Raw genomic sequence first — 20,801 nt, 5'->3', positions numbered from 1 at the left:
CGGCCCCCGTGCGCGAACCGCCGGTCAGGGTTCGGTCGCGAGAAGGTCGCCCAGGGCGAGGAGCTGCGGTGTCGCCGGGCCCAGCAGGAACTCCAGGCGTTTCGCCGCCACGAAGTACCGGTGCACCACGTGGTCGACGTCGATGCCGACGCCGCCGTGGACGTGGACCGTCGTGTGGGCCACCCGATGGCCGGCCTCCGCGGCCCAGAACTTCGCCGTCGCCACCGCCTCGGTCGCGTCGAGGTCCGACGCCAGCCGCCACGCCGCCTGCAGGGACGTCAGCCGCACCGCTTCGACGTCCACGTACGCGTCCGCGAGACGCTGGCGGACCGCCTGGAAGCCGCCGATCACGTGGTCGAACTGCTTCCGCTCGGCCGCGTACGCCGCCGTCAGCTCCAGGGCCCGTTCGACGACGCCGAGCTGCTGCGCGCACACCCCGGCCGTTCCGCGCAGGCGCAGCCACTCGCCGATCGGGCCGAGGGAAACCCCGGCCACGTCGGACAGTTCCACCAGCGCCGCGTCCGCGTGGTCGACCGTCTGCTGCGGCCGGATCGTGACGCCCGGAGCGGCCGCGTCGACCAGGAACACCTCGCCGGACGTCGTTTCCACCAGCAGCCCGTGCGCGTACGCGCCGAACGGGACCGCGGACTGCGAGCCGGTCAGCCGGCCGCCGGTCACCCAGCAACCGCACGGCGCGCCCGGGTCCGGCAGGGCCACCGTGAGCACGCGCTCGCCGCGCAGCACCGGCAGCACCCAGCGGTCCACCAGCTCCGGCGTGCCGAACTCCGCCAGCGCCGACGCCGCCATCGTGATCGACGTCAGGTAGGGGACCGCGGCGACCGCGCGGCCGATCTCGGTCAGCACCGCGCACTGTTCCAGCAGCCCGAACCCGCCGCCGCCGAGCGACGACGGCAGCGCCGCGTCGAGCACGCCGGCCTGGCCCAGCGCCGTCCACAGTGGAGCGTCGAAGCCGCCGGTGCCGTGCGGGTCGTGGGTGAGCTTGTCGGCCAGGATCCGCCGGGTCAGCGCGGCGAGGTCGGCCGACGCCTCCGAAGGGGTGAAGTCCATACAGCTCCTAACTGAGACGCTCCTAGCGCGTGACGGGCAGGCCGAGGGCGGTCGCGGCGATCATGTCCCGCTGGATCTCGTTGGTGCCGCCGCCGAAGGTGAGGATCAGCGCCGAGCGGTGCTGCCGTTCGATCCGCCCGGCCAGCAGCGCGCCCGGTGAACCGTCGCGGACGACGGCCGCCGCGCCGAGCACCTCCATCAGCAGCCGGTAGGCCTCGATCGCGAACTCGGTGCCGTACACCTTCGTCGCCGACGCGTCGGCCGGGCCCAGCTCGCTCGCCGCGGCCGCCCAGGCGATCCGCCAGTTCCGCAGCTTCAGGTACTCCGCGCCGGCGTGCACCCGCGCGAGGTGCAGCCGCACCCACTCGGTGTCGATGACGCGGCTGCCGTCCGGCTGTTTCGTCCGCTTCGCCCAGTCCAGGACGTCGCCCAGCGCCTTGCGGATCGGGGCCGACGACGTCAGCGCGACGCGCTCGTGGTTGAGCTGGTTGGTGATCAGCGGCCAGCCCGCGTTCTCTTCGGCCACGCGCGCCGACACCGGCACGCGCACGTCGTCGTAGTACGTCGCGCTGGTGCCCGCGCCCGCCACCGTGTGCACCTTGGTCCAGGAGAACCCGGGCGCCGTCGTCGGCACGATCAGGATCGACAGGCCGCGGTGCTTCTTCGCCTCCGGATCGGTCCGGACGGCGAGCCAGACGTAGTCGGCGTGCTCGATCAGGCTGGTCCACATCTTCTGGCCGGTGACGACGTACTCGTCCCCGTCGCGCACCGCGCGCGTCCGCAGCGACGCGAGATCCGTGCCGGCCTCCGGCTCGGAGTAGCCGATCGAGAAGTGCAGCTCGCCGGCGGCGATCTTCGGCAGGTAGAACGCCTTCTGCTCGTCGGTGCCGTAGCGCATGATGGTCGGCCCGACGGTGTTCACCGTCAGGAACGGGACCGGCACCCCGGCGACCGCCGCCTCGTCGGTGAAGATGAGCTGGTCGAGCATCGGCCGGCCCTGCCCGCCGTACTCCTGCGGCCAGCCGAGCGCGAGCCAGCCGTCCTTGCCCAGCTGCCGGACGACGTCCTTGTAGACCAGGCCGTCGCCGTACTCGCCGCCGCCGCCGGTGCGGAGGCCCTCACGACGCTCCGGCGTCATCAGCTCGGCGAAGTACTCCCGCAGCTGCGCGGCCAGTGCGCGCTGCTCCGGCGTGTAGTCGATCCGCACCCGTCACCTCGATCCGGCGTTATAGTAGAACCTGTTCTAGTTGTACCAGGACTGACGCGGCGGAGGAAGCATGGAGATCGGCGTCGACCGTTCGCTCTGCGAGGCGAACGCGGTGTGCGTGGGGTTCGCACCGGGCATCTTCGACCTCGATGACGACGAAGAACTGGTCGTCCGGCCCGGTCCGGTGCCGGACGACCAGGTGGAACGGGTCTCCGACGCGGTGAAGGGCTGCCCGAAGAACGCCCTGTTCATCGTCAGTTAGCGGTGTTTACTGAAAGGCTTGCCCAAAACAAGAACAGATTCTAGTGTAGGCGCGACATCCAGGACTCGATGAGGAGGCCTCGCGTGAGCCTGAGCGGCAGGACAGCGATCGTCACGGGCGCCGCCGCCGGGCTGGGACGGGCCGAAGCGCTCGCCCTGGCCGCGCGGGGCGCCACCGTCGTCGTCAACGACATCGGGGAACCGAAGGACGTCGTCGAAGAAATCGAAGCCGCCGGTGGCCAGGCCGTCGCCGTCGCCGGAGACGTCGGCGAGCGCGCCACCGCCGACACGCTCGTGGCCGCCGCGCTCGACCTCGGCGGGCTCGACATCGTCGTGAACAACGCCGGCGTGCTGCGCGACAAGATGCTCTTCTCGATGTCCGACGACGACTGGGACACCGTGCTGCGCGTCCACCTGCGTGGGCACTTCCTGTTGTCCCGCAACGCCGCGAAGCACTGGCGGGACAAGTCCAAAGAGGACGGGAAGGCGGTGTACGGGCGGCTGGTGAACACCGCGTCCGAGGCGTTCCTGATCGGTTCACCCGGCCAGCCCAACTACGCCGCGGCGAAGGCCGGCATCACCGCGCTCACCATGTCGGCCGCCCGCGGCCTGGCCAAGTACGGCGTCCGCGCGAACGCGATCTGCCCGCGCGCCCGGACGGCGATGACCGAGGGCGTGTTCGGCGCCGCCCCCGCCGAAGGCACCGACCCGCTCTCGGTCGAGCACGTCGCTCCGTTCGTCGCCTACCTCGCCTCGCCCGCCGCCGAGCACGTCAACGGCCAGGTGTTCGTCGTCCACGGCGGCTCGGTCGCGCTGGTCGAAGCGCCGCGGATCGAGCGGCGCTGGTCGCTCGGCGAGCTGGAAACGACCGTCACCGACTACTTCGCCGGCCGCGACCCCGGCCGGATGTTCGCCGCCACCGAAATCCTGGAGGAATCGTGAGGCTCGACGGGAAGATCGCCCTCATCACCGGTGCCGCGCGCGGACAGGGGGAGGCCGCCGCCCGCGCGTTCGCCGCCGAAGGCGCGAAGGTCGTGATCGCCGACATCCTCGACGACGAGGGCAAGCAGCTCGCCGCCGACCTCGGCGACGCCGCCGTCTACCAGCACCTCGACGTCGGCAGCGAGGACGACTGGGCGACGGCGATCGAGCGGGCCACCACGGAGTTCGGCGCGCTGAACGTGCTGGTCAACAACGCGGGCATCCTCCATTTCTCGGAACTGGGCAAGACGACCCTGGCCGATTACGAGCGGGTCATCCGGGTGAACCAGATCGGGGCGTTTCTCGGGATGCGCTCGGTCGTTGAACCCATGACCGCCGCCGGCGGTGGCTCCATCGTCAACGTGTCCTCTGTGGAGGGTCTGGCCGGGATGCCGTACCTCGTCGCCTACACCGCGAGCAAGTTCGCGATCCGCGGGATGACCAAGGTCGCGGCCATGGAACTCGGCAAGAAGCACATCCGGGTCAATTCGGTGCACCCCGGCGCGATCGACACGCAGATGGTGTCGACGGCGGCCGGCGGCCAGAAGGTCGACATGTCGTATGTCGGCAAGAAGGTGGCCCTCGGCCGGGTCGGGCAGCCCGAAGACATCGCGAAGCTGGTGCTGTTCCTGGCCAGCGAAGAAAGTTCGTACTGCACGGGTTCGGAATTCGTGGCCGACGGCGGGGCGACAGCGTCCCACGCCCTCAACTTTTGACAGGAACGACGTTGGTTAACACCGCTAACGAAAAGCGGACACCGGGTATGGACGACACTCGGGGGTGAGCGACTACTTCTGGGAGGTGTGGTGAGCGACAGCACTGGCACGCTCCCGGGAACCGCGGCGCTGACGCAGGTCGGCCGCCTCGCGACGCTCTCGTGGGAGGTCCTGCGCGCGATCTTCAAGCGCCCCTTCCAGACCCGCGAGTGGATCCAGCAGTGCTGGTTCTTCGCCAGCGTCACCATCCTGCCGACCGCCCTGGTGGCCATCCCGTTCGGCGCGGTGATCGCGCTGCAGCTCGGCTCGCTGACCGCGCAGATCGGCGCCCAGTCCTTCACCGGCGCGGCCAGCGCGCTGGCCATCGTGCAGCAGGCCAGCCCGCTGATCACGGCGTTGCTCGTGGCCGGCGCCGGCGGCAGCGCGGTGTGCGCGGACATCGGGGCGCGCAAGATCCGCGAAGAGATCGACGCCATGGAGGTGCTGGGCGTCAACCCGATCCAGCGCCTGATCGTGCCGCGGGTGCTGGCCGCCATGGTGGTTTCGGTGCTGCTCAACGGCTTGGTCAGCGTCGTCGGCGTGCTCGGCGGGTACTTCTTCAACGTCGTCCTGCAGGGCGGCACGCCCGGCGCGTACCTGGCGAGCTTCAACGCGCTCGCCCAGGTCCCGGACCTCTGGATCAGCGAGATCAAGGCGCTGCTCTACGGCTTCGTGGCCGGCGTCGTCGCGGCGTTCCGCGGCCTGAACCCGCCGCCTGGACCGAAGGGCGTCGGCGACGCCGTCAACCAGGCCGTCGTCGTCACGTTCCTGCTGCTGTTCCTCATCAACGTCGTGCTCACCGCGATCTACCTGCGGGTCGTCCCGCCGAAGGCCATGTGATGACGGCCGAGCCGATCGACCGCGCCGACCAGGACCGGACGCTGGAGTACCTCGCCCGTCCCGGCCAGAGCCTCGAAGGCCTGGGCCAGCTGCTGTCGTTCGCCGCGAAGGCGCTCGCCTGGTCGCCGCGCACGATCCGCCGCTACAGCCGGGAAACGCTGCGGCTGCTCACCGAAGTCTGCTTCGGCACCGGCGGCCTCGCGGTCATCGGCGGCACCCTCGGCGTGATGATCGGGATGACGCTGTTCACCGGCCTGATCGTCGGCCTCCAGGGCTACTCCGCGCTCAACCAGCTCGGCACGGCCGCGCTCACCGGGTTCATCTCCGCCTACTTCAACACCCGCGAGGTCGCGCCGCTCTCGGCCGGGCTCGCCCTGAGCGCGACGGTCGGCTGCGGGTTCACCGCCCAGCTCGGCGCGATGCGGATCTCCGAGGAGATCGACGCGCTGGAAGTCATGGCCGTGCCGAGCATGCCGTACCTGGTGACGACCCGCGTGCTCGCCGGTGTCGCCGCGGTGATCCCGCTCTACGCGGTCGGCCTGCTGTCGAGTTACCTCGCGTCCCGGCAGATCACCATCTGGCTCTACGGCCAGTCCGCGGGCACCTACGACCACTACTTCACGCTCTTCCTGCCCCCCGGCGACGTCTTGTGGTCGTTCGGGAAGGTGATCGTGTTCAGCGTGCTCGTGATCCTGTCCCATTGTTATTACGGCTACACCGCGAGCGGCGGCCCGGCCGGTGTCGGCGTGGCCGTGGGCCGCGCGGTGCGGACGTCGATCGTGCTGATCTCGGTCCTGGACTTCTTCCTGTCCCTCGCGATCTGGGGCGCCAACACCACGGTGAGGATCTCCGGATGAGGAAGGCACTCCGGCAGCGGCTCCGGTACCAGGTGCTGGGGCTCGCTTTCCTGCTCGTCGCGGCGTTGTTCATCGCCTTCACGCTTGCCGTCTACAACAAGGCGTTCACGGCGGTGACGCTCGTGAAGCTCGAAACCGACCACGTCGGCAGCCAGCTGCGCACGGGCGGCGACGTCAAGGTCCGCGGTGTGGTCGTCGGCGAAGTCCGGTCGGTGCTCGCGAAGGGCGACCACGCCGAGCTGGAGCTCGCGCTGGATCCGGGCAAGACGGCCGTCATCCCCAAGAACGTCTCCGCGCGGCTGCTGCCGAAGACGCTGTTCGGCGAGCGGTACGTCGCCCTGCAGCTGCCCGGCCGCTCCGCCGGGCCGATCAAAGCCGGCGACGTCATCCCGCAGGACCGCAGCAGCAGCGCGATCGAGCTGCAGAAGGTCCTCGACGACGTGATGCCGCTGCTGCAGGCCGTCCAGCCGGAGAAGCTGTCGAGCACCCTCACCGCCGTCGCGACCGCGCTCGACGGCCGCGGCAAGCAGCTCGGCCAGACCCTTTCGCAGCTGTCGGACTACCTCGGCAAGCTCAACCCGTCGCTGCCCGACATCAAGGCCGACATCACCGGCCTCGCGAACGTCTCGGCCACCTACGACAAGGCCGCGCCCGACCTGCTGCAGGCGTTGTCGGACCTGACGACGACGAGCCGCACGATCGTCGAGAAGCGCACGCAGCTGAGCGACCTCTACGCGACGGTGTCGGCCGCGTCGGTCGACCTCACGAACTTCCTGCTGGTCAACAAGGACAACCTGATCCGGCTCACCACCGCCGTCCAGCCCACGCTGGACGTCCTGGCGAAGTACGCGCCGGAGTACCCGTGCCTGTTCCACCAGCTCGCCGGTGAGGTCGCCCCGGCGGAGCTGGCGTTCGGCAAGGGCACCGCGCACCCCGAGGTCAGCCGCGTCACCATCGAGTTCAGCGCCAGCCGCGGCAAGTACCTGCCGGGCGTCGACGAGCCGAAGTACGAGGACAAGCGCGGCCCGCGCTGCTACCCGCAGGTGCCGAAACCGGGGTACTGGCCGCAGTACCCGCCGGACGGCGCGATCGAGGACGGTTCCAGCAAACCGGCACCGCCGAAGTCACCCGGCGGCACCCTGCCCGGCCCGATCACCGCCGGCGGCGGCGCGATCGGCGGATCCGGCAGCATCGTCGGCTCGGCCGACGAGTCGGAGCTGATCGCCCTGCTCGCGTCACCCGCGCTCGGCGCCACCCCGGACCAGGTGCCCGGCTGGGCCGGCCTGCTCGTCGGGCCGCTCTACCGCGGGGCGGAGGTGGAGCTCAAGTGAGGAGTTTCATCCCGTCGCTGGTGAAGCTGCTGGTGTTCGCCGTCGTCACGGTCCTGTTCACCGGCGTCCTCGCGGCCACCATCGCGAACACCAACTTCGGCGTCACCTCGGGCTACCTGGCGAAGTTCACCGACGCGTCCGGGCTCAAGGAAGGCGACGACGTCCGCATCGCCGGGGTCAAGGTCGGCCAGGTCGACACCATCGACGTCGAGGTGGGGGAGCGGAACCTCGCCGAGGTGCGGTTCGACGTCGAGCACACCTACCGGCTGCCGGAGTCGGTGACCGCGACCATCAAGTACCGGAACCTCGTCGGCCAGCGTTACCTCGCGCTCGGCACCGACGTCCCGGGCGACAAAGCCCTGCCGGACGGCGGCACGATCCCGCCCGAGCGCACCAAACCCGCACTCAACCTCACCGTGCTGTTCAACGGGTTCAAGCCGCTGTTCAAGGCGCTGAGCCCGAAGGACGTCAACCAGCTCTCGGGCGAGATCATCAGCGTCTTCCAAGGCGAGGGCGGCACTATCACCAGCCTGCTGCAGCACACCGCGTCACTCACCACCGCGATCGCGAGCAAGGACCAGGTGATCGGCCAGGTGATCGCCAACCTCAACAGCGTGCTCGGCACCGTCAACGCCCACGGTCCGCAGCTCGGCGACCTCATCGAGCAGACCCAGAAGCTGGTCAGCGGCCTGGCCGAGCAGCGCAAGCCGATCGGCGACGCGGTCACCGCGCTCGGCGACCTCGCCGTCTCGACCACCGGCCTGCTGGCCGACGCGCGCCCGGCGCTCAAGGACGACGTCGCGCAGCTCGGCACGCTGTCGCAGCACCTCGGCGACTCGGGCGAGCTGCTCAACCACCTCCTGGAAGTGCTGCCGGGCAACCTGCAGAAGTTCACCCGGACCCTGAGCTACGGCAGCTGGTTCAACTACTACCTGTGCGGGATCAACGGCACCATCGGCATTTCCTCCCTCGACATCACGCTGCCGATCATCCCGATCCCGGGCACCCAGCGCGCGGAGAGGTGTGGTCCGTGAAACGGCTGAAGGATCGCAACCAGGCCGCGGTCGGCGCGGTGACCCTCGTGCTGATCGTGCTCGTCACGGCCACGACGTACTTCTCCGACCAGCTCCCGTTCTTCGGCAACGGCACGACGTACTCGGCGTACTTCGGCGAGTCCGCCGGCCTGGCGCCGGACAACGAGGTCGAGATCGCCGGCGTCAAGGTCGGCACGGTGTCTTCCGTGACGCTCAAGGGCAAGCAGGTGCTCGTCCGGTTCCGCGTCAAAGGCGTCCGGGTCGGCGACGCGACGACCGCGTCCATCGAGATCAAGACACTGCTGGGGGAGAAGTACCTCGCGCTCGACACCAAGGGCGACGGCACCCAGGAGCCGGACGCGACGATCCCGCAGGCCCGCACGCGCACGCCGTTCCAGCTGCAGGACGCCTTCGACCAGCTGTCCACCACGGTCGGCGACATCGACACGAAGCAGCTGGCCGACAGCTTCAACGCGTTGTCCGACAGCCTCAAGGACAGCCCGCAGTACCTGAAGGACACGCTGAACGGCTTGTCCTCCCTGGCCAAGACGGTGTCCTCGCGCGACGCCGACCTGCACACTTTGCTGGCCAACACCAGCAAGGTGTCGAAGACGCTGTCCGACCGCAACGCGCAGCTGCAGCGCGTGATCAGCGACGGCAACCTGCTGCTCACCGAGCTGCAGAACCGCAAGACCGCGATCCACGCGCTGCTGACCGGCACCCAGCAGCTCTCGCAGCAGCTGTCCGGGCTGGTCGCGGACAACCGCACGCAGTTGAAGCCGACGCTGGACAAGCTCGGGAAGGTGACCGACATCCTGCAGCGCAACCAGGGCAACCTCGACAAGAGCCTGCAGCTGATGGCGCCGTTCGCCCGCGTCGGCGCGAACGCGACCGGCAACGGCCGCTGGTTCGAGGGCTACCTGTGCGGGCTGCTCCCGCCGACGATCACCGTGGGCGGCCTGTCCATCAACCCCGAGGGCTGCACCCCGCCGATCGCGGCGCCGAACCAGGGGGTGGGTCGCCGATGACGATCCGGACCTATCGCGGCCGCAGCCTCGCGACGTGGGTGGCGTTCGCCTGCGTCGTCGCGCTGATCCTCACCGCCGGGCTCTGGCTGGTGTTCCGCGAATCCAGCGGCACGAAGCTGTCGGCGTACTTCGGCAAGACCGTCGGGCTCTACGCGGGTTCGTCGGTGCGGGTGCTCGGCGTGCCGGTCGGGCGGGTCACCGACGTCACGCCGCAGGGGGACGCGGTGCGCGTCGACATGCAGGTCGACGAGGTGCAGCTGCCCGCCGACGTCGGCGCGGTCGTCGTCGCGCCGAGCCTGGTCAGCGACCGCTACGTCCAGCTCACCCCGGCCTACGACAGCGGCCCGGTTCTGGCGACCGGCACGGTGCTGCCGCGCGATCGCACCGCTACGCCGGTCGAGCTGGACGACCTGTACTCCAGCCTCGACAAGCTGTCGACGGCGCTCGGCCCGAACGGCGCGAACAAGGACGGCGCGCTGTCGGGCGTCCTGGACACCGCCGCGGACGCCTTGCGCGGCAACGGCGCTTCGCTGAATTCGACGGTCGGGCAGCTCGCCGACCTCGCCAAGACCCTCGACGGCTCGAAGGACGACCTGTTCTCCACCGTGCAGAACCTCAACTCCTTCACCGGCGCGCTCGCGCAGAGCGACCAGCAGCTCAACGAGTTCTACGGCCGCGTCGCCGACGTCAGCCGGTTCCTCGCCGACGACTCCTCCGACGTCGGCGCCGCGCTGCAGTCGCTCGGCGGCGCGCTCGGCGACGTCCAGCAGTTCGTCAACGACAACAAGACGGCCCTGGAGTCCAATGTGGACAAGCTGGCGTCGCTGTCGAAGGTGCTCGTCGACCAGCGGGCGTCGCTGGCCGAGGTGCTCGACATCGCGCCGACCGGCGCCACCAACTTCATCAACTCCTACGACGCCGCGTCGGGCACCATCGCCGTGCGCGACAACCTCAACGAGCTGACCAACCCGCCGATCCTCACGGTGTGCCGGCTGATCAGCGCGGGCACGCCGAAACCGATCCCGGACACGCTGGGCAACATCTGCAAGCAGCTCGCGCCGATCCTCGACGGCGCGCTCAAACTGCCGACCATCCCGCAGGTGCTGAACTCCCTGCAGAACGGCGAACTGCCGCCGCTGCCGCTCCCGCTCGTCGACGTGATGGAACAGCTTTCCGGCGGTGCCAAGTGAAGCGGCTCGCGGGAGTGCTCGCCGGGATCCTCGTGCTGGCCGGCTGCAGTGACGGCGGGTTCAACGGCCTCTACGGGACGCCGTTGCCGGGCGGCGCCGACGTCGGCGACCACCCGTACCACGTCACCGCGCTGTTCACCGACGTCCTGGACCTGGTGCCGCAGTCGAGCGTCAAGGTCAACGACGTCGCGGTCGGCCGGGTCGACAAAGTGACTCTCACGCCGGACACGCGGTCCGCGCTCGTCTCGATGACCGTCAACGGCGACGTCGCGCTGCCCGCCAACTCCCGCGCCGAGCTGAAGCAGTCGAGCCTGCTGGGCGAGAAGTTCGTCGAGCTGAGCGTGCCGACCGCGGAACCGGCCACCGGGAAACTGGGTGACAACGCGCAGATCCCGCTCGGGCGCACCAACCGCAACCCCGAGGTCGAGGAGGTGCTCGGCGCGCTTTCCCTGCTGCTCAACGGCGGCGGCGTCGAGCAGATCCAGAAGATCAGCCACGAGCTGAACGACGCGCTGTCGGGCAACGAGCCGGAGATCCGCGCGCTGCTGTCCCGGGTGGACGAACTGGCGACGCAGCTCGACGGGCACAAAACCGAGATCCTGCGGGCGATCGACGGGCTCGGGAAGCTGTCGGCGACGTTGAAGGGCCAGACGCAGAACCTGTCGAACGCGCTCGACAACCTCGCACCGGGCCTGAAGATCGTCACCGACCAGCGGGACCAGCTCGTCGGGATGCTGAACGCGCTCAACTCGTTGTCCGGCGTCGCGACCGACACCGTGACGAAGAGCCGGGACCAGCTGGTCGCGAACCTCAAGACGTTGCAGCCGACGTTGACGAAACTCGGCGAGGCCGGCCAGGACCTGCCGAACGCCCTGCAGATCCTGCTCACCTACCCGTTCCCGGACTACGCGGGCAACGTCATCAAGGGCGACTACGCGAACGTCGAAGCGACTGTGAACCTGGATCTCGACAAGCTGATCCAGAACTTCACGAACTCGTCGCAGCCGCCGATCGCGCTGCCGAACACCATCGGCGGCGTGCCGTCCACCGGCACCGGCACCGCCGCGCCGCCGCCGTTGCCGTTGCCCGATCTCGGGACGGTGACCGGGCAGAGCGGCGGCACCGAACTGCTGGGCGGCCTGCTGGGCCTGATCGGCGGTGGCCGGTGATCACGCGCAAAACCCGCATCCAGCTGATCGCCTTCGTCGTCATCGCGGTGGTTTCGGTCGTCTACGCGGGCGGCAAGTACGCCGGGCTGGACCGGCTCTTCGGCAGCCGCGGCTACGTCGTCACCGCGCAGCTGACCGACTCCGGCGGCATCTTCGTCAACTCCGAGGTCGCCTACCGCGGCGTCACGGTCGGGCGCGTGACGTCGATGACGCTCACCGACCACGGCGTCGACGTCGCGCTCGACATCGACTCCGGCGGCCCGGACATCCCGGCCGACGCGCACGCGCAGGTCGCGAACCGCTCGGCGGTGGGGGAGCAGTTCGTCGACCTGCTCCCGCAGCACGACGGCGGCCCGTACCTGCAGGACGGCTCGGTGATCACGCCGGACAAGACGTCGCTGCCGCCGTCGCCGGACACCGTGCTGACCCACCTCGACGACCTGGTCGCGAGCGTCCACCCGGACTCGCTGCGCACGGTCGTCGACGAGACGTACAACGCCTTCGCCGGAGCGGGCCCGGAGTTGCAGCAGCTGCTGGACAGCACGAGTTCGCTGACCGCGGTGGCCGCGCAATACGTCCCGGAAACCCAAGGCCTGCTGGCGAATTCGCGGATCGTGCTGACCACGCAGGAACGGCAGGCCGCGAACATCACGGACTTCGCGAGCGGGCTGCGCACCATCGCGGGCCAGCTCAAGACGTCCGATCCGGACCTGCGCCGCGTGATCTCGGAGGCACCGCAGCTGAGCCGGCAGATCAGCGACGTGCTCGCGGCGTCCGGCACCGACCTGGGCGTGCTGTTCGCGAACCTGCTGACCACCGCGCAGATCACGTCGTCGCGCAAGGACGCGATCGAGGAACTGCTGGTGGCGTACCCGATCATCTCGGCGTTCTCGCCGTCGACCTCCCCGGACGGCACCGGGCACCTCGGCGTGGTGTTCAACTTCTTCGACCCGGCTTCGTGCACGAAGGGCTACGAAGGCACGAAGGAGCGTCCGGCGAACGACACGTCCGAGGCGCCGGTGAACATGAACGCCTACTGCGCCGAGCCGCCGGGCAGCCCGACCGGGGTGCGCGGGTCGCAGAACGCGCCGTACGCGGGCACGCCGCCGGCGATCCCGGCCGCGCCTTCGCAGACTGCGTCGGCACCGTCACAGGCCCAGCTGCCGGGGATGCTGAGCCTGCTGACCGGGCCGTCGGCGGGCGGCCTCGGCAAGTTGCTGGGCGCGCCGTGAAGGTCTGGGTCATCGCCGCCGTGGTGGCGGTGCTGGCGGCGGGTTTCTCCGGCTGGTCGTGGTGGCACGCGGCGTCCGACGACTCCCTGGCGCGCGGCCGCGAACGCGACGCGGTCCTCGCGGCGGCGGGGCCGGAGCTGGTCACGCTGAACACGATCGACTACCGCAACGCGGGCGCGGACGTCGACCGCTGGATCTCGGCGTCGACGGGCCAGTACGGCAAGGACCTCGCGGGCGACCGCCAGCTGCAGATCGACCGGGCCACCACGGCGCGCACCGTCTCGACGGCGTCCCTGGTGGAGGCGGCGGTCACGGAGATCGACGTCCCCACGGGGAAGGCACGGCTGCTGGCGGTGCTGGACGTCCGGGTCTCGACGGCCGGCGCTCCCGCTGCCGCCCGCATGAACCGGCTCACCGTGGACGTTGCGCGGTCGGACACCGGGTGGAAGGTCGCGGGCGTCCAGGGGGCGGGCTCATGACCCGGATCCTGGCGGCGGTGGTCGTGGTGGCCCTGGGCCTTGCGGTCTGGTTCGGCGTCGAGACGGCGTCGCTTTCGCCTTCTACCGACAACGCGGCGCTGGTCGACACTGCGGCGACCGCTTCGGTCACCGCCGAAGTCGGCGATGCGGTGAAGGCGGTTTTCTCTTACGACTACGCCAATCTGGCCCGGACCGAGCGGGCGGCGTCGGAGTACCTGATCGGTGACGCCGTTCGTCAGTACCAGGCTCAGTTCGCTTCCGCTCGCTCTCGGGCCGCGGTTGAGAAGCTGGTCCGTACTACTACGGTTCGGGCTGTCGGGGTTCGTTCGTTGGTCGGGGATGAGGCGTCGGTGCTGTTGTTTCTGGACCAGCAGACGGTTGCCCAGGGTGGGGGAGCGCCGTCGTCTTCCGTGGCTCAGCTTTCGGTGACTGCGAAGCGGGTTGATGGTCGTTGGAAGCTTGCGGCTCTTGTGGCGCTTTAGGTTCCCCGCTTTTCAAGATGCGGCTTCGCCGGGGCGTGGGAAATCGGCGCTTCTTGTGGTCGTTTCCTGCTATGGTCGGCAGCGCCGATTCCCCACGCAGTGGCGACCCTGCCGCGATCATCCTTTCGTGTGATGAACATGTGTTCGTTTGGCGGTAATCTTGGTTTGTGGACGGTGACTTCGCTTGGCGAGCTGATGCGGTGGCTTTGGCCGATCGCATCAGCTCGCTGCTCGGTGTTGTGCGGTCTGCTGAGGCTGAAATTGGTTCGCTGCTTGTGGAAATCGAGTCTCGTGGTGTGATGGAGCTGTTTGGGTATCGTTCTGTTGCTCGGTTGTTCGAGCATCTTGCCGATTTTTCCAAGGCGTCCGCTGATCGTGTGGTGAAACGGGCGCGGGCTCTCAATGCCGGTCGTGCTCTTGATGGCAGTGCCGTTCCCGCTGTTGCTCCGGCCACTGGGGGTGTGGCTGCTGGTGGATCGTTGAGCAATCCGATGATCGACGCCATTGTCGAGGCTCTTGCGCAGGTTCCGTCCGAGTGCCGCGATGACGCCGAGCGGAGCCTGCTGTCCTTCGCTTCCGAGGCCGGGCACAAGCAGGTCGCTGCGTTGGGGGCGCGGATCGTGGCCCACCTTGATCCTGATGGCGCCGAACCCGATGAGGCCGAACCATCCGTGCCCGCCCGGGAGCTTTCGCTACGGCGTAAGAGATCCGGGGTCTGGGAGTTGAACGGTCGCCTCGACGAGGAGACCGGCGCCCGCGCCAGCGCCTTGCTCGACTCGCTGGCCGAGCGCCGCACCGCTGACGACGGCGCCGACTTCCGCTCTCCGCAGGAACGCTACGGCGACGCCTTCTCCGACGCCGTCGACCTCGCGTTGAACTCCCCGGACCTGCCGACGCAGGCCGGCGAACGGGCCCACGTGATGGTCGCGGTTTCGCTGGCGGACCTTCGGTCCGGGGTCGGCCGGGCCACCCTCGGCGACACCGGCACCATGACCGCGGCCGAAGCCCGGGTCCACGCCTGCGACAGCATGCTGATCCCGGCGGTCCTGGGCGAGAAGAGCGAACCCCTGAACCTGGGCCGCCTGCGCCGCCTGATCTCCGCCGGGCTGCGCCGCGCCCTGTTCCTGCGCGACCGAGGTTGCGCATTCCCCGGTTGCCACCGCCCACCGCGGCACTGCCAAGGCCACCACATCCGCCACTGGGCCGACGGCGGCCCCACGGACCTGACCAACCTGGTCCTGCTGTGCGCCCACCACCACCGGCTGCTGCACCACTCCGGCTGGGAAGTCCGCATCGCCGCCGACGGCCTGCCCGAGTTCCGGCCACCGGCGTTCCTGGACAAGCGCCGAAAACCCAGGCGCAACAACATCCACCAACCACTGCCGTTCGCGGCATGACCGACCGAACAGGGAAAGGCCCGAAGCCATCGGCTCCGGGCCCAAACCCGTGCCCGGTGCCAGGTCCGAGCCGAAGGTCCCTTCTCGCCTGCGACGAGCGGAACGGTTCGTTCGCCGCGCCCTATCAACGGGCCCCGCCCGGGGACGCGATGCCAGACCGCCGTCAACGCGCAACACCAGGCTTCCTGAAGGTGCCGCCGTCAGAGTCGCGCAGCGGCCGAGTCCTCAGCGTTGGTGGATGGACCTTTCCGGACGCCCAGCGTCCCGAACCCTCCATCGACACCCGCGGCCACCTCAGAGCCGCGGCGCCAATCACGCGATCAGGCGTTCCGGGGCGCCTGAAGCACCACAGAGCACCACCTCGTCGACGGGAACGGCCGACCACTGGTGACGTTGACCGGTCCGGGCAAGCCGAGGACGCATCGATGTTCCCGCACTTGATGCGGCACCTGGCGATCCGTCGAGCCGAGCCCGCAAACGCCGCTGTTCCCGCGGCGGGCGCCCGGCCGTTCTCCGTGCCGCAGTCACCTGGACCAGCACATTGTCAGACCCGCGGCACTAACCGTCCCAGACCGCCGCGCCCTGCCTCAGCACTTCCACCTCGGAGGGCGCCGACACCGGCCACATCTCCAGCACGTACTTCGAAGTGCTCGCCGAACTCGTGCTCGTTCCACTCGGTCGCGGGCGGGCCCGCCGGGACGTACGACACCCGCGCCCGGTACAACCCGGGCAGCACCGAGAAGAACTTTTCCTGCGACGGGTAGTCCGCGGGCCCGGAAATCACGAGTTTCCCGCTCGGCACCGGAAGATCCGCTTCCACCACGTGCTCGGCCTCGGCCCTCAGCGAAGGCGGGCCGGGAACGAGCGTCACCGATGATTCCACCAGGTCCGACCGCGCCGTCACGATCGCGAGGCCTCCCGGCTCCGCGGCGATCCGGTGGTCGACCGCCTGTGCGGTCCAGCCGCTGCCGTCCAGCTTCGACCGGGAATCGCGGACCGAGAACTGGCGCTGGTCGGCGTGGACGACGAGATGCACGCCGATCACCCTAGCCAGGACCCGCCCCGAAATGGTATCGGCGCCGGGTTTAGCGTTGACGCCATGACCACTGCTTCCGTCGACGTCGACACGGCCCGCGCCGACTACGCGGCCCTCGTCGACCGCGGCCTCTCCCTCGACATCACCCGCGGCAAGCCGTCCCCCAAGCAGCTCGACCTCGCGAACGCGCTGCTGGACCTCCCCGGTGACGGCACTTTCAAGGCCGAGGACGGCACCGACGTCCGCAACTACGGCGGCCTCAAGGGCCTGCCGGAGCTCCGGCGCATCTTCGCCGGCGCCCTCCAGGTGCCGGCCGGGCAGCTGCTCGCCGCGGGCAACTCCAGCCTCGAGCTGATGCACGACGCCGTCGTCCACGCCCTGCTCAGCAAGGTCCCCGGCGCCGAGCGCCGCTGGGCCGACGAGCCGCGCGTCGCGTTCCTCGCCCCGGTCCCGGGGTACGACCGCCACTTCGCGCTCACCGAGCGGTTCGGCATCGAGCTGATCCCGGTCCCGATGACCGACGAAGGCCCCGACATGGACGTCGTCGAGCGCCTCGTCGCCGAGGACACCGGCATCAAGGGCATCTGGTGCGTGCCGAAGTACAGCAACCCGACCGGCATCACGTTCAGTGACGACGTCGTGCGGCGGCTCGCCTCGATGACCACCGCGGCGCCGGACTTCCGGATCTTCTGGGACAACGCCTACGCCGTGCACCACCTGACCGACGACGAGCCGGCCCTCGCCGACATCCTCGCCCTCAGCGCCGAGGCCGGGCACGCCGACCGCCCGTTCGTCTTCGGCTCGACCTCGAAGATCACCTACGCCGGTGGCGGCGTCGGCTTCTTCGGCGCGTCCGAGGCCAACCTCGCCTGGTGGACCGGCCTGATCGGCAAGCGCACCATCGGCTCGGACAAGGTCAACCAGCTGCGGCACGCGCTGTTCCTGAAGGACGAGGACGGCGTCCGCGCACACATGCGCAAGCACGCCGAGATCATCGGCCCGAAGTTCGCGGCCGTCGAGCGCATCCTCACCGAAGAGCTCAGCGACCTGGCGTCCTGGACCAAGCCGACCGGGGGCTACTTCGTCTCGCTGACCGTGCCCGAGGGCACCGCGAAGGAGGTCGTGCGGCTGGCCAAGGAGGCCGGGGTCGCGCTGACCCCCGCCGGGGCGACCCACCCGCACGGCGACGACCCGGCCGACGCCGTCATCCGCATCGCGCCGACCTTCCCGGAGCTCGCCGACGTCGAAGAGGCCGTCCGCGCGCTGGCCGTCTGCGTCCGGCTCGCCGCGGCTCAGCGGTCCTGACCAGGGCAAACAAAACCGGCAAGAACTTTTTTCCGTTTTGACCGAGCCGGGGGCCGTCCGGGTACGTATGACCGGTGGGTGAGGTGGACGAACTCGTCACGAGAGGACGTCCCCCGGTGTTCGGAAAACGCTACACACAGCAGCTGATCGAGCGCAGCGCGGAGAACGCGACCGACCGCCGCCGCTTCCTCAAGGCTGCGGGAGCGGCGGGGCTCGGCGTCGCGGGCGCCGGTGCGCTCGGCACTGCGCTGTCCTTGGGCCTCGGCTCGGCCGGCGCGACTTCGCAATACGGTGCGCAGGGAGGTGACGCCGCGAAGGAGGCGGCGAGCGACGCCGCGGTGCTGAACTTCGCGCTCAACCTGGAGTACCTGGAAGCGAACCTCTACTCGTTCGCGGTCTACGGCTACGGGCTGAACGACAAGTACATCAACGGCGTCGGCAACCTCGGCAAGGTCTCCGGCGGGCACGCGGTGAAGTTCAAGAGCGAGCACACCAAGCAGATCGTGCAGGAGATCGCGGGTGACGAGGTCGCCCACGTCACCTTCCTGCGCAAGGCGCTGGACAAGGCCGCCGTCGCGCAGCCCGAGATCGACTTCCAGAACAGCTTCACCGCCGCCATGCAGGCGGCCGGGGTCATCAACATGCAGCAGACGTTCGACCCGTTCGCGAGCGAGAACAACTTCCTGCTCGCGGCCTACCTCTTCGAGGACGTCGGCGTCTCGGCGTACAAGGGCGCGGCGCCGCTGGTGAACAACAAGACGTTCCTCGACGCGGCGGCCGGCATCCTCGCGGTCGAGGCGTACCACGCGGGCATCGTGCGCTCGCAGCTGTTCGAACGCGGCCTCGGCGACGTCACCAACAAGATCTCCGACGCCCGCGACAGCCTCGACGGCAAAGCGGACGACGACGAAGGCGTGCTCAAGGACGGCAAGGCCAACCTCGTCCCCGCGGACGCCAACGGCATCGCGTTCGGCCGCTCCGCCGACCGCGTGCTCAACATCGCCTACCTCAACCCGGACAAGGTCTCCTCGGGCGGCTTCTACCCCCGCGGCCTCAACGGCGACATCGCCACCAGCGGTGCCAAGGAGTGAGCGCCGCGTGCCGCCGTCACGGTAACGTCGTGCACGGCGGCATACGGAGTTCACAGCGGAGTTTCTCGGGGGGCGCGGGGTGCGGGTACTGGTCGCGGGTGGCGGGATTTCCGGCACGGTCACGGCGATGGCGCTGAAGCTGGCGGGACACGACCCGGTCGTGTTCGAGGCCTACGCTTCGGGCGGGGAAGACATCGGCGCGTTCCTGACGCTCATGCACAACGGCATGGACGCCCTGCGGGCGATCGGCGCCGACGGCCCGGTGATCGACGCGTCCTTCGCCGCGTACGGCGTCGAGCTCGTCGTCCCGACCGGGGAAACCGTGGGACGGCGGGAATTCGACACCGAAGGCCTGGACGGCCCGCGCACGCTGACCCGCGCGACGCTCTACCGCGTCCTGCAGGACGAAGCCGCGCGCCGGGGCATCACCCTCGAGCGCGGCCGGCGCCTGACCGGGGCCAAGGCCGGCCCGGGCGGCGTCACGGCGGAATTCGCCGACGGCGTCACCGAATCGGGTGATGTCCTTGTCGGCGCTGACGGCCTGCGCTCGGTGGTGCGGCGCCTGATCGACCCGGCCGCCGACGAGCCGCGCTACACCGGGCTGACCGTCGTCTACGGCTACACGCGCGCCGGCGGACTGCCGTCGGCGCCGGGGATCTACCGGATGGTCCGCGGCAGCAAGGCGGCCTTCGGTTTCACGACCGACCCGGACGGCGCGACGTTCTGGTTCGCCCGCGTCCCGGACGAGGAGCGGCCCCGCGCCGAGATCGCGGCGGTCACCCCGGCCGGCTGGCGCGAGTTCGCGCACGCCGCGTTCGCCGGGGAACCGTTGCCCTGCGCGGACATCATCGCGGCCACGGGCGACGAGGTCTTCGGCGGCCACTCCTACGACGTCCCCGAAACGCGCGTCTGGTCGACGCCGGAGATGGTGCTGGTCGGCGACGCCGCCCACGCGGCTTCGCCGGCCGCGGGCCAGGGCGCGTCGATGGCCCTGGAAGACAGCGTCGTGCTGGCGAAGTGCCTGCGTGACCTGCCGGACCCGGCCTCGGCGTTCGCCGCGTACGAGGGACTGCGGCGCGAGCGGGTCGAGAAGCTGGTGGCGGCCAGCGCGGGCCAGGACGTCGGCGAGGAGCGTGACTGGCTGTATTCGCACCACATCGACTGGGACGCGAAGATCACCGGCTGACGCGGTCCGCCACCGTCGCGCCGAGCAACGCCAGCTTGTCCGCCTCCGCGCCGGGCGTGGCGTGGTAGGCGACCAGCATGACCCCATCAGTGCCGCTGACCAGGAGTTTCTCCCGGTTCAGGGTGATTTCGCCGACCTGCGGGTGGTGGAAGGTGATCGCGGCCGCTGTCCGCGCGCGGACGTCGTGGCGGGCCCACAGGCGGCGGAAGAGCGGGCTGGCCAGGGAGAGCTCGCCGACGAGCTCGACGAACCGGGCGTCGTCGGTGTCCGTGCCGGCCGCTTCGCGCAGGTGCGCGACCAGCACCTCCGCCGCTCGCTCCCAGCCGGCGAACAGCGCCTGCTCGCCGGGGTCGAGCAGGACGTCGCGGAGCCGGTTGGCCCCGGGGACCAGGCAGGGGGACAGGGCGGTGGCCAGGGGATTGGCGGCCAGGACGTCCAGGTAGCGGCCTTCGATGAACGCGGGCACGGGCAGCAACGCCAGGAACGCGGCGGTGCTGGGCGGCACGGTTTCCCGGCGCCGCCGCCGCGGCCGGCGAGGCGTGTCCCCGGCGAGGCCGAGCAGGTACGCCGTCGAGTCGTCGTCCAGGCGGAACACCCGGGCCAAGGACCGCAGGACCTGCGCGGACGGGCTGCGGTCACGGCCGCGTTCCAGCCGCAGGTAGTAGTCGGCGCTGATCCCGGCCAGCATCGCGACCTCCTCGCGCCGCAGACCGGGCACCCGGCGCGGCCCCACCACGGGAACCCCCGCCTCTCCGGGCGTGACGAGCTCGCGGCGCGCCCGCAGGAACGCGCCCAGCTGGTTCCGGTCGTCGGCCATGGGCCCCACGATAAGCCGAGGTCACCCGATGTGGGGGGTCCTGTCATCCCCCCGG

The 20,801-nt window shown here is 70.0% G+C and carries 21 protein-coding genes; 17 read left to right on the top strand and 4 right to left on the bottom strand.

The features are described from left to right. Positions 1 to 24: 24 nt before the first annotated feature. Both OG494_RS23590 and OG494_RS23585 read right to left on the bottom strand, forming a co-directional pair. A complete protein-coding gene (locus OG494_RS23590; RefSeq protein ID WP_328442681.1) occupies positions 25 to 1,068 on the bottom strand; it encodes an acyl-CoA dehydrogenase family protein in 1,044 nt (347 codons plus the stop codon). 22 nt (positions 1,069 to 1,090) lie between these two features. After that, positions 1,091 to 2,275: an acyl-CoA dehydrogenase family protein gene (locus OG494_RS23585; RefSeq protein WP_328442680.1), complete on the bottom strand. Its 1,185-nt coding sequence runs from the start codon at positions 2,273 to 2,275 to the stop codon at positions 1,091 to 1,093. Positions 2,276 to 2,345: 70 nt separating this feature from the next. Here OG494_RS23585 and OG494_RS23580 point away from each other — a divergent pair, with 70 nt between their 5' ends. The 14 genes from OG494_RS23580 to OG494_RS23515 all read left to right on the top strand — a co-directional run bounded on the left by OG494_RS23580 (position 2,346) and on the right by OG494_RS23515 (position 15,311). Next, entirely contained in the window at positions 2,346 to 2,537 is a 192-nt protein-coding gene (locus OG494_RS23580; RefSeq protein ID WP_328442679.1) for a ferredoxin, read from the top strand. Positions 2,538 to 2,620: 83 nt separating this feature from the next. Beyond that, entirely contained in the window at positions 2,621 to 3,478 is an 858-nt protein-coding gene (locus OG494_RS23575) for a 3-oxoacyl-ACP reductase (RefSeq protein ID WP_328442678.1), read from the top strand. Next, entirely contained in the window at positions 3,472 to 4,233 is a 762-nt protein-coding gene (locus OG494_RS23570; protein WP_328459007.1) for a glucose 1-dehydrogenase, read from the top strand. Before OG494_RS23575 ends, OG494_RS23570 begins: the two co-directional genes overlap by 7 nt. 90 nt (positions 4,234 to 4,323) lie before the next feature. Next, positions 4,324 to 5,112 (top strand): MlaE family ABC transporter permease, encoded by a 789-nt coding sequence (locus OG494_RS23565; protein ID WP_328442677.1) that lies wholly within the window; start codon positions 4,324 to 4,326, stop codon positions 5,110 to 5,112. Next, entirely contained in the window at positions 5,112 to 5,969 is an 858-nt protein-coding gene (locus OG494_RS23560; protein ID WP_247063191.1) for an MlaE family ABC transporter permease, read from the top strand. Before OG494_RS23565 ends, OG494_RS23560 begins: the two co-directional genes overlap by 1 nt. Next, positions 5,966 to 7,300, top strand: coding sequence for an MCE family protein (locus OG494_RS23555; RefSeq protein WP_328442676.1), 1,335 nt, complete (start codon positions 5,966 to 5,968; stop codon positions 7,298 to 7,300). Before OG494_RS23560 ends, OG494_RS23555 begins: the two co-directional genes overlap by 4 nt. Continuing rightward, positions 7,297 to 8,334, top strand: coding sequence for an MlaD family protein (locus OG494_RS23550; protein ID WP_328442675.1), 1,038 nt, complete (start codon positions 7,297 to 7,299; stop codon positions 8,332 to 8,334). The genes OG494_RS23555 and OG494_RS23550 overlap by 4 nt, the downstream gene beginning before the upstream one ends. Further along, the gene (locus OG494_RS23545) at positions 8,331 to 9,362 is read left to right on the top strand and encodes an MlaD family protein (RefSeq protein ID WP_328442674.1); all 1,032 of its coding nucleotides are present in this window, start codon (positions 8,331 to 8,333) and stop codon (positions 9,360 to 9,362) included. Before OG494_RS23550 ends, OG494_RS23545 begins: the two co-directional genes overlap by 4 nt. Next, on the top strand, positions 9,359 to 10,552 hold the full coding sequence (locus OG494_RS23540) for an MCE family protein (protein ID WP_328442673.1): 1,194 nt from the start codon (positions 9,359 to 9,361) through the stop codon (positions 10,550 to 10,552). Before OG494_RS23545 ends, OG494_RS23540 begins: the two co-directional genes overlap by 4 nt. Continuing rightward, positions 10,549 to 11,721 carry an MCE family protein gene (locus OG494_RS23535; RefSeq protein ID WP_328442672.1) on the top strand — a complete coding sequence of 391 codons (1,173 nt, stop codon included), beginning with the start codon at positions 10,549 to 10,551 and terminating at the stop codon, positions 11,719 to 11,721. The genes OG494_RS23540 and OG494_RS23535 overlap by 4 nt, the downstream gene beginning before the upstream one ends. Continuing rightward, complete coding sequence (locus OG494_RS23530; RefSeq protein WP_328442671.1) at positions 11,718 to 12,953, top strand: MCE family protein; 1,236 nt, start codon at positions 11,718 to 11,720, stop codon at positions 12,951 to 12,953. Before OG494_RS23535 ends, OG494_RS23530 begins: the two co-directional genes overlap by 4 nt. Further along, on the top strand, positions 12,950 to 13,432 hold the full coding sequence (locus OG494_RS23525; RefSeq protein ID WP_328442670.1) for a hypothetical protein: 483 nt from the start codon (positions 12,950 to 12,952) through the stop codon (positions 13,430 to 13,432). Before OG494_RS23530 ends, OG494_RS23525 begins: the two co-directional genes overlap by 4 nt. Further along, the gene (locus tag OG494_RS23520; protein ID WP_328442669.1) at positions 13,429 to 13,914 is read left to right on the top strand and encodes a hypothetical protein; all 486 of its coding nucleotides are present in this window, start codon (positions 13,429 to 13,431) and stop codon (positions 13,912 to 13,914) included. Before OG494_RS23525 ends, OG494_RS23520 begins: the two co-directional genes overlap by 4 nt. Positions 13,915 to 14,081: 167 nt before the next feature. Next, complete coding sequence (locus tag OG494_RS23515) at positions 14,082 to 15,311, top strand: HNH endonuclease signature motif containing protein (RefSeq protein ID WP_328442668.1); 1,230 nt, start codon at positions 14,082 to 14,084, stop codon at positions 15,309 to 15,311. Between the two features lie 544 nt (positions 15,312 to 15,855). Here OG494_RS23515 and OG494_RS23510 read toward each other — a convergent pair. Continuing rightward, positions 15,856 to 16,347, bottom strand: coding sequence for a hypothetical protein (locus tag OG494_RS23510; RefSeq protein WP_328442667.1), 492 nt, complete (start codon positions 16,345 to 16,347; stop codon positions 15,856 to 15,858). 63 nt (positions 16,348 to 16,410) lie between these two features. Between OG494_RS23510 and OG494_RS23505 the strand changes: the two genes are divergently transcribed. The 3 genes from OG494_RS23505 to OG494_RS23495 all read left to right on the top strand — a co-directional run bounded on the left by OG494_RS23505 (position 16,411) and on the right by OG494_RS23495 (position 19,929). Then, the gene (locus OG494_RS23505; RefSeq protein WP_328442666.1) at positions 16,411 to 17,652 is read left to right on the top strand and encodes an aminotransferase class I/II-fold pyridoxal phosphate-dependent enzyme; all 1,242 of its coding nucleotides are present in this window, start codon (positions 16,411 to 16,413) and stop codon (positions 17,650 to 17,652) included. A 116-nt stretch (positions 17,653 to 17,768) separates the two neighbouring features. Then, a complete protein-coding gene (locus OG494_RS23500) occupies positions 17,769 to 18,743 on the top strand; it encodes a ferritin-like domain-containing protein (protein WP_328442665.1) in 975 nt (324 codons plus the stop codon). Between the two features lie 79 nt (positions 18,744 to 18,822). Continuing rightward, entirely contained in the window at positions 18,823 to 19,929 is a 1,107-nt protein-coding gene (locus tag OG494_RS23495) for an FAD-dependent oxidoreductase (protein ID WP_328442664.1), read from the top strand. On the opposite strand, the gene OG494_RS23490 is transcribed toward OG494_RS23495, so the two are convergent. After that, a complete protein-coding gene (locus OG494_RS23490; protein ID WP_328442663.1) occupies positions 19,919 to 20,746 on the bottom strand; it encodes a helix-turn-helix domain-containing protein in 828 nt (275 codons plus the stop codon). The two genes, OG494_RS23495 and OG494_RS23490, sit on opposite strands and share 11 nt — an antisense overlap. Positions 20,747 to 20,801 lie beyond the last annotated feature (55 nt).

Origin of the sequence: Amycolatopsis sp. NBC_00438 (genome assembly GCF_036026695.1) — a bacterium.
Lineage (GTDB): Bacteria > Actinomycetota > Actinomycetes > Mycobacteriales > Pseudonocardiaceae > Amycolatopsis.
This window is presented reverse-complemented; position numbering and strand designations above follow the sequence as displayed.

What these genes read in the sequence shown, in the direction of transcription:
- OG494_RS23590 (WP_328442681.1), bottom strand. Translation starts at nt 1,068, where the DNA reads ATGGACTTCACCCCTTCGGAGGCGTCGGCCGACCTCGCCGCGCTGACC.
- OG494_RS23580 (WP_328442679.1), top strand. Translation starts at nt 2,346, where the DNA reads ATGGAGATCGGCGTCGACCGTTCGCTCTGCGAGGCGAACGCGGTGTGC.
- OG494_RS23560 (WP_247063191.1), top strand. Translation starts at nt 5,112, where the DNA reads ATGACGGCCGAGCCGATCGACCGCGCCGACCAGGACCGGACGCTGGAG.
- OG494_RS23555 (WP_328442676.1), top strand. Translation starts at nt 5,966, where the DNA reads ATGAGGAAGGCACTCCGGCAGCGGCTCCGGTACCAGGTGCTGGGGCTC.
- OG494_RS23540 (WP_328442673.1), top strand. Translation starts at nt 9,359, where the DNA reads ATGACGATCCGGACCTATCGCGGCCGCAGCCTCGCGACGTGGGTGGCG.
- OG494_RS23520 (WP_328442669.1), top strand. Translation starts at nt 13,429, where the DNA reads ATGACCCGGATCCTGGCGGCGGTGGTCGTGGTGGCCCTGGGCCTTGCG.
- OG494_RS23505 (WP_328442666.1), top strand. Translation starts at nt 16,411, where the DNA reads ATGACCACTGCTTCCGTCGACGTCGACACGGCCCGCGCCGACTACGCG.
- OG494_RS23490 (WP_328442663.1), bottom strand. Translation starts at nt 20,746, where the DNA reads ATGGCCGACGACCGGAACCAGCTGGGCGCGTTCCTGCGGGCGCGCCGC.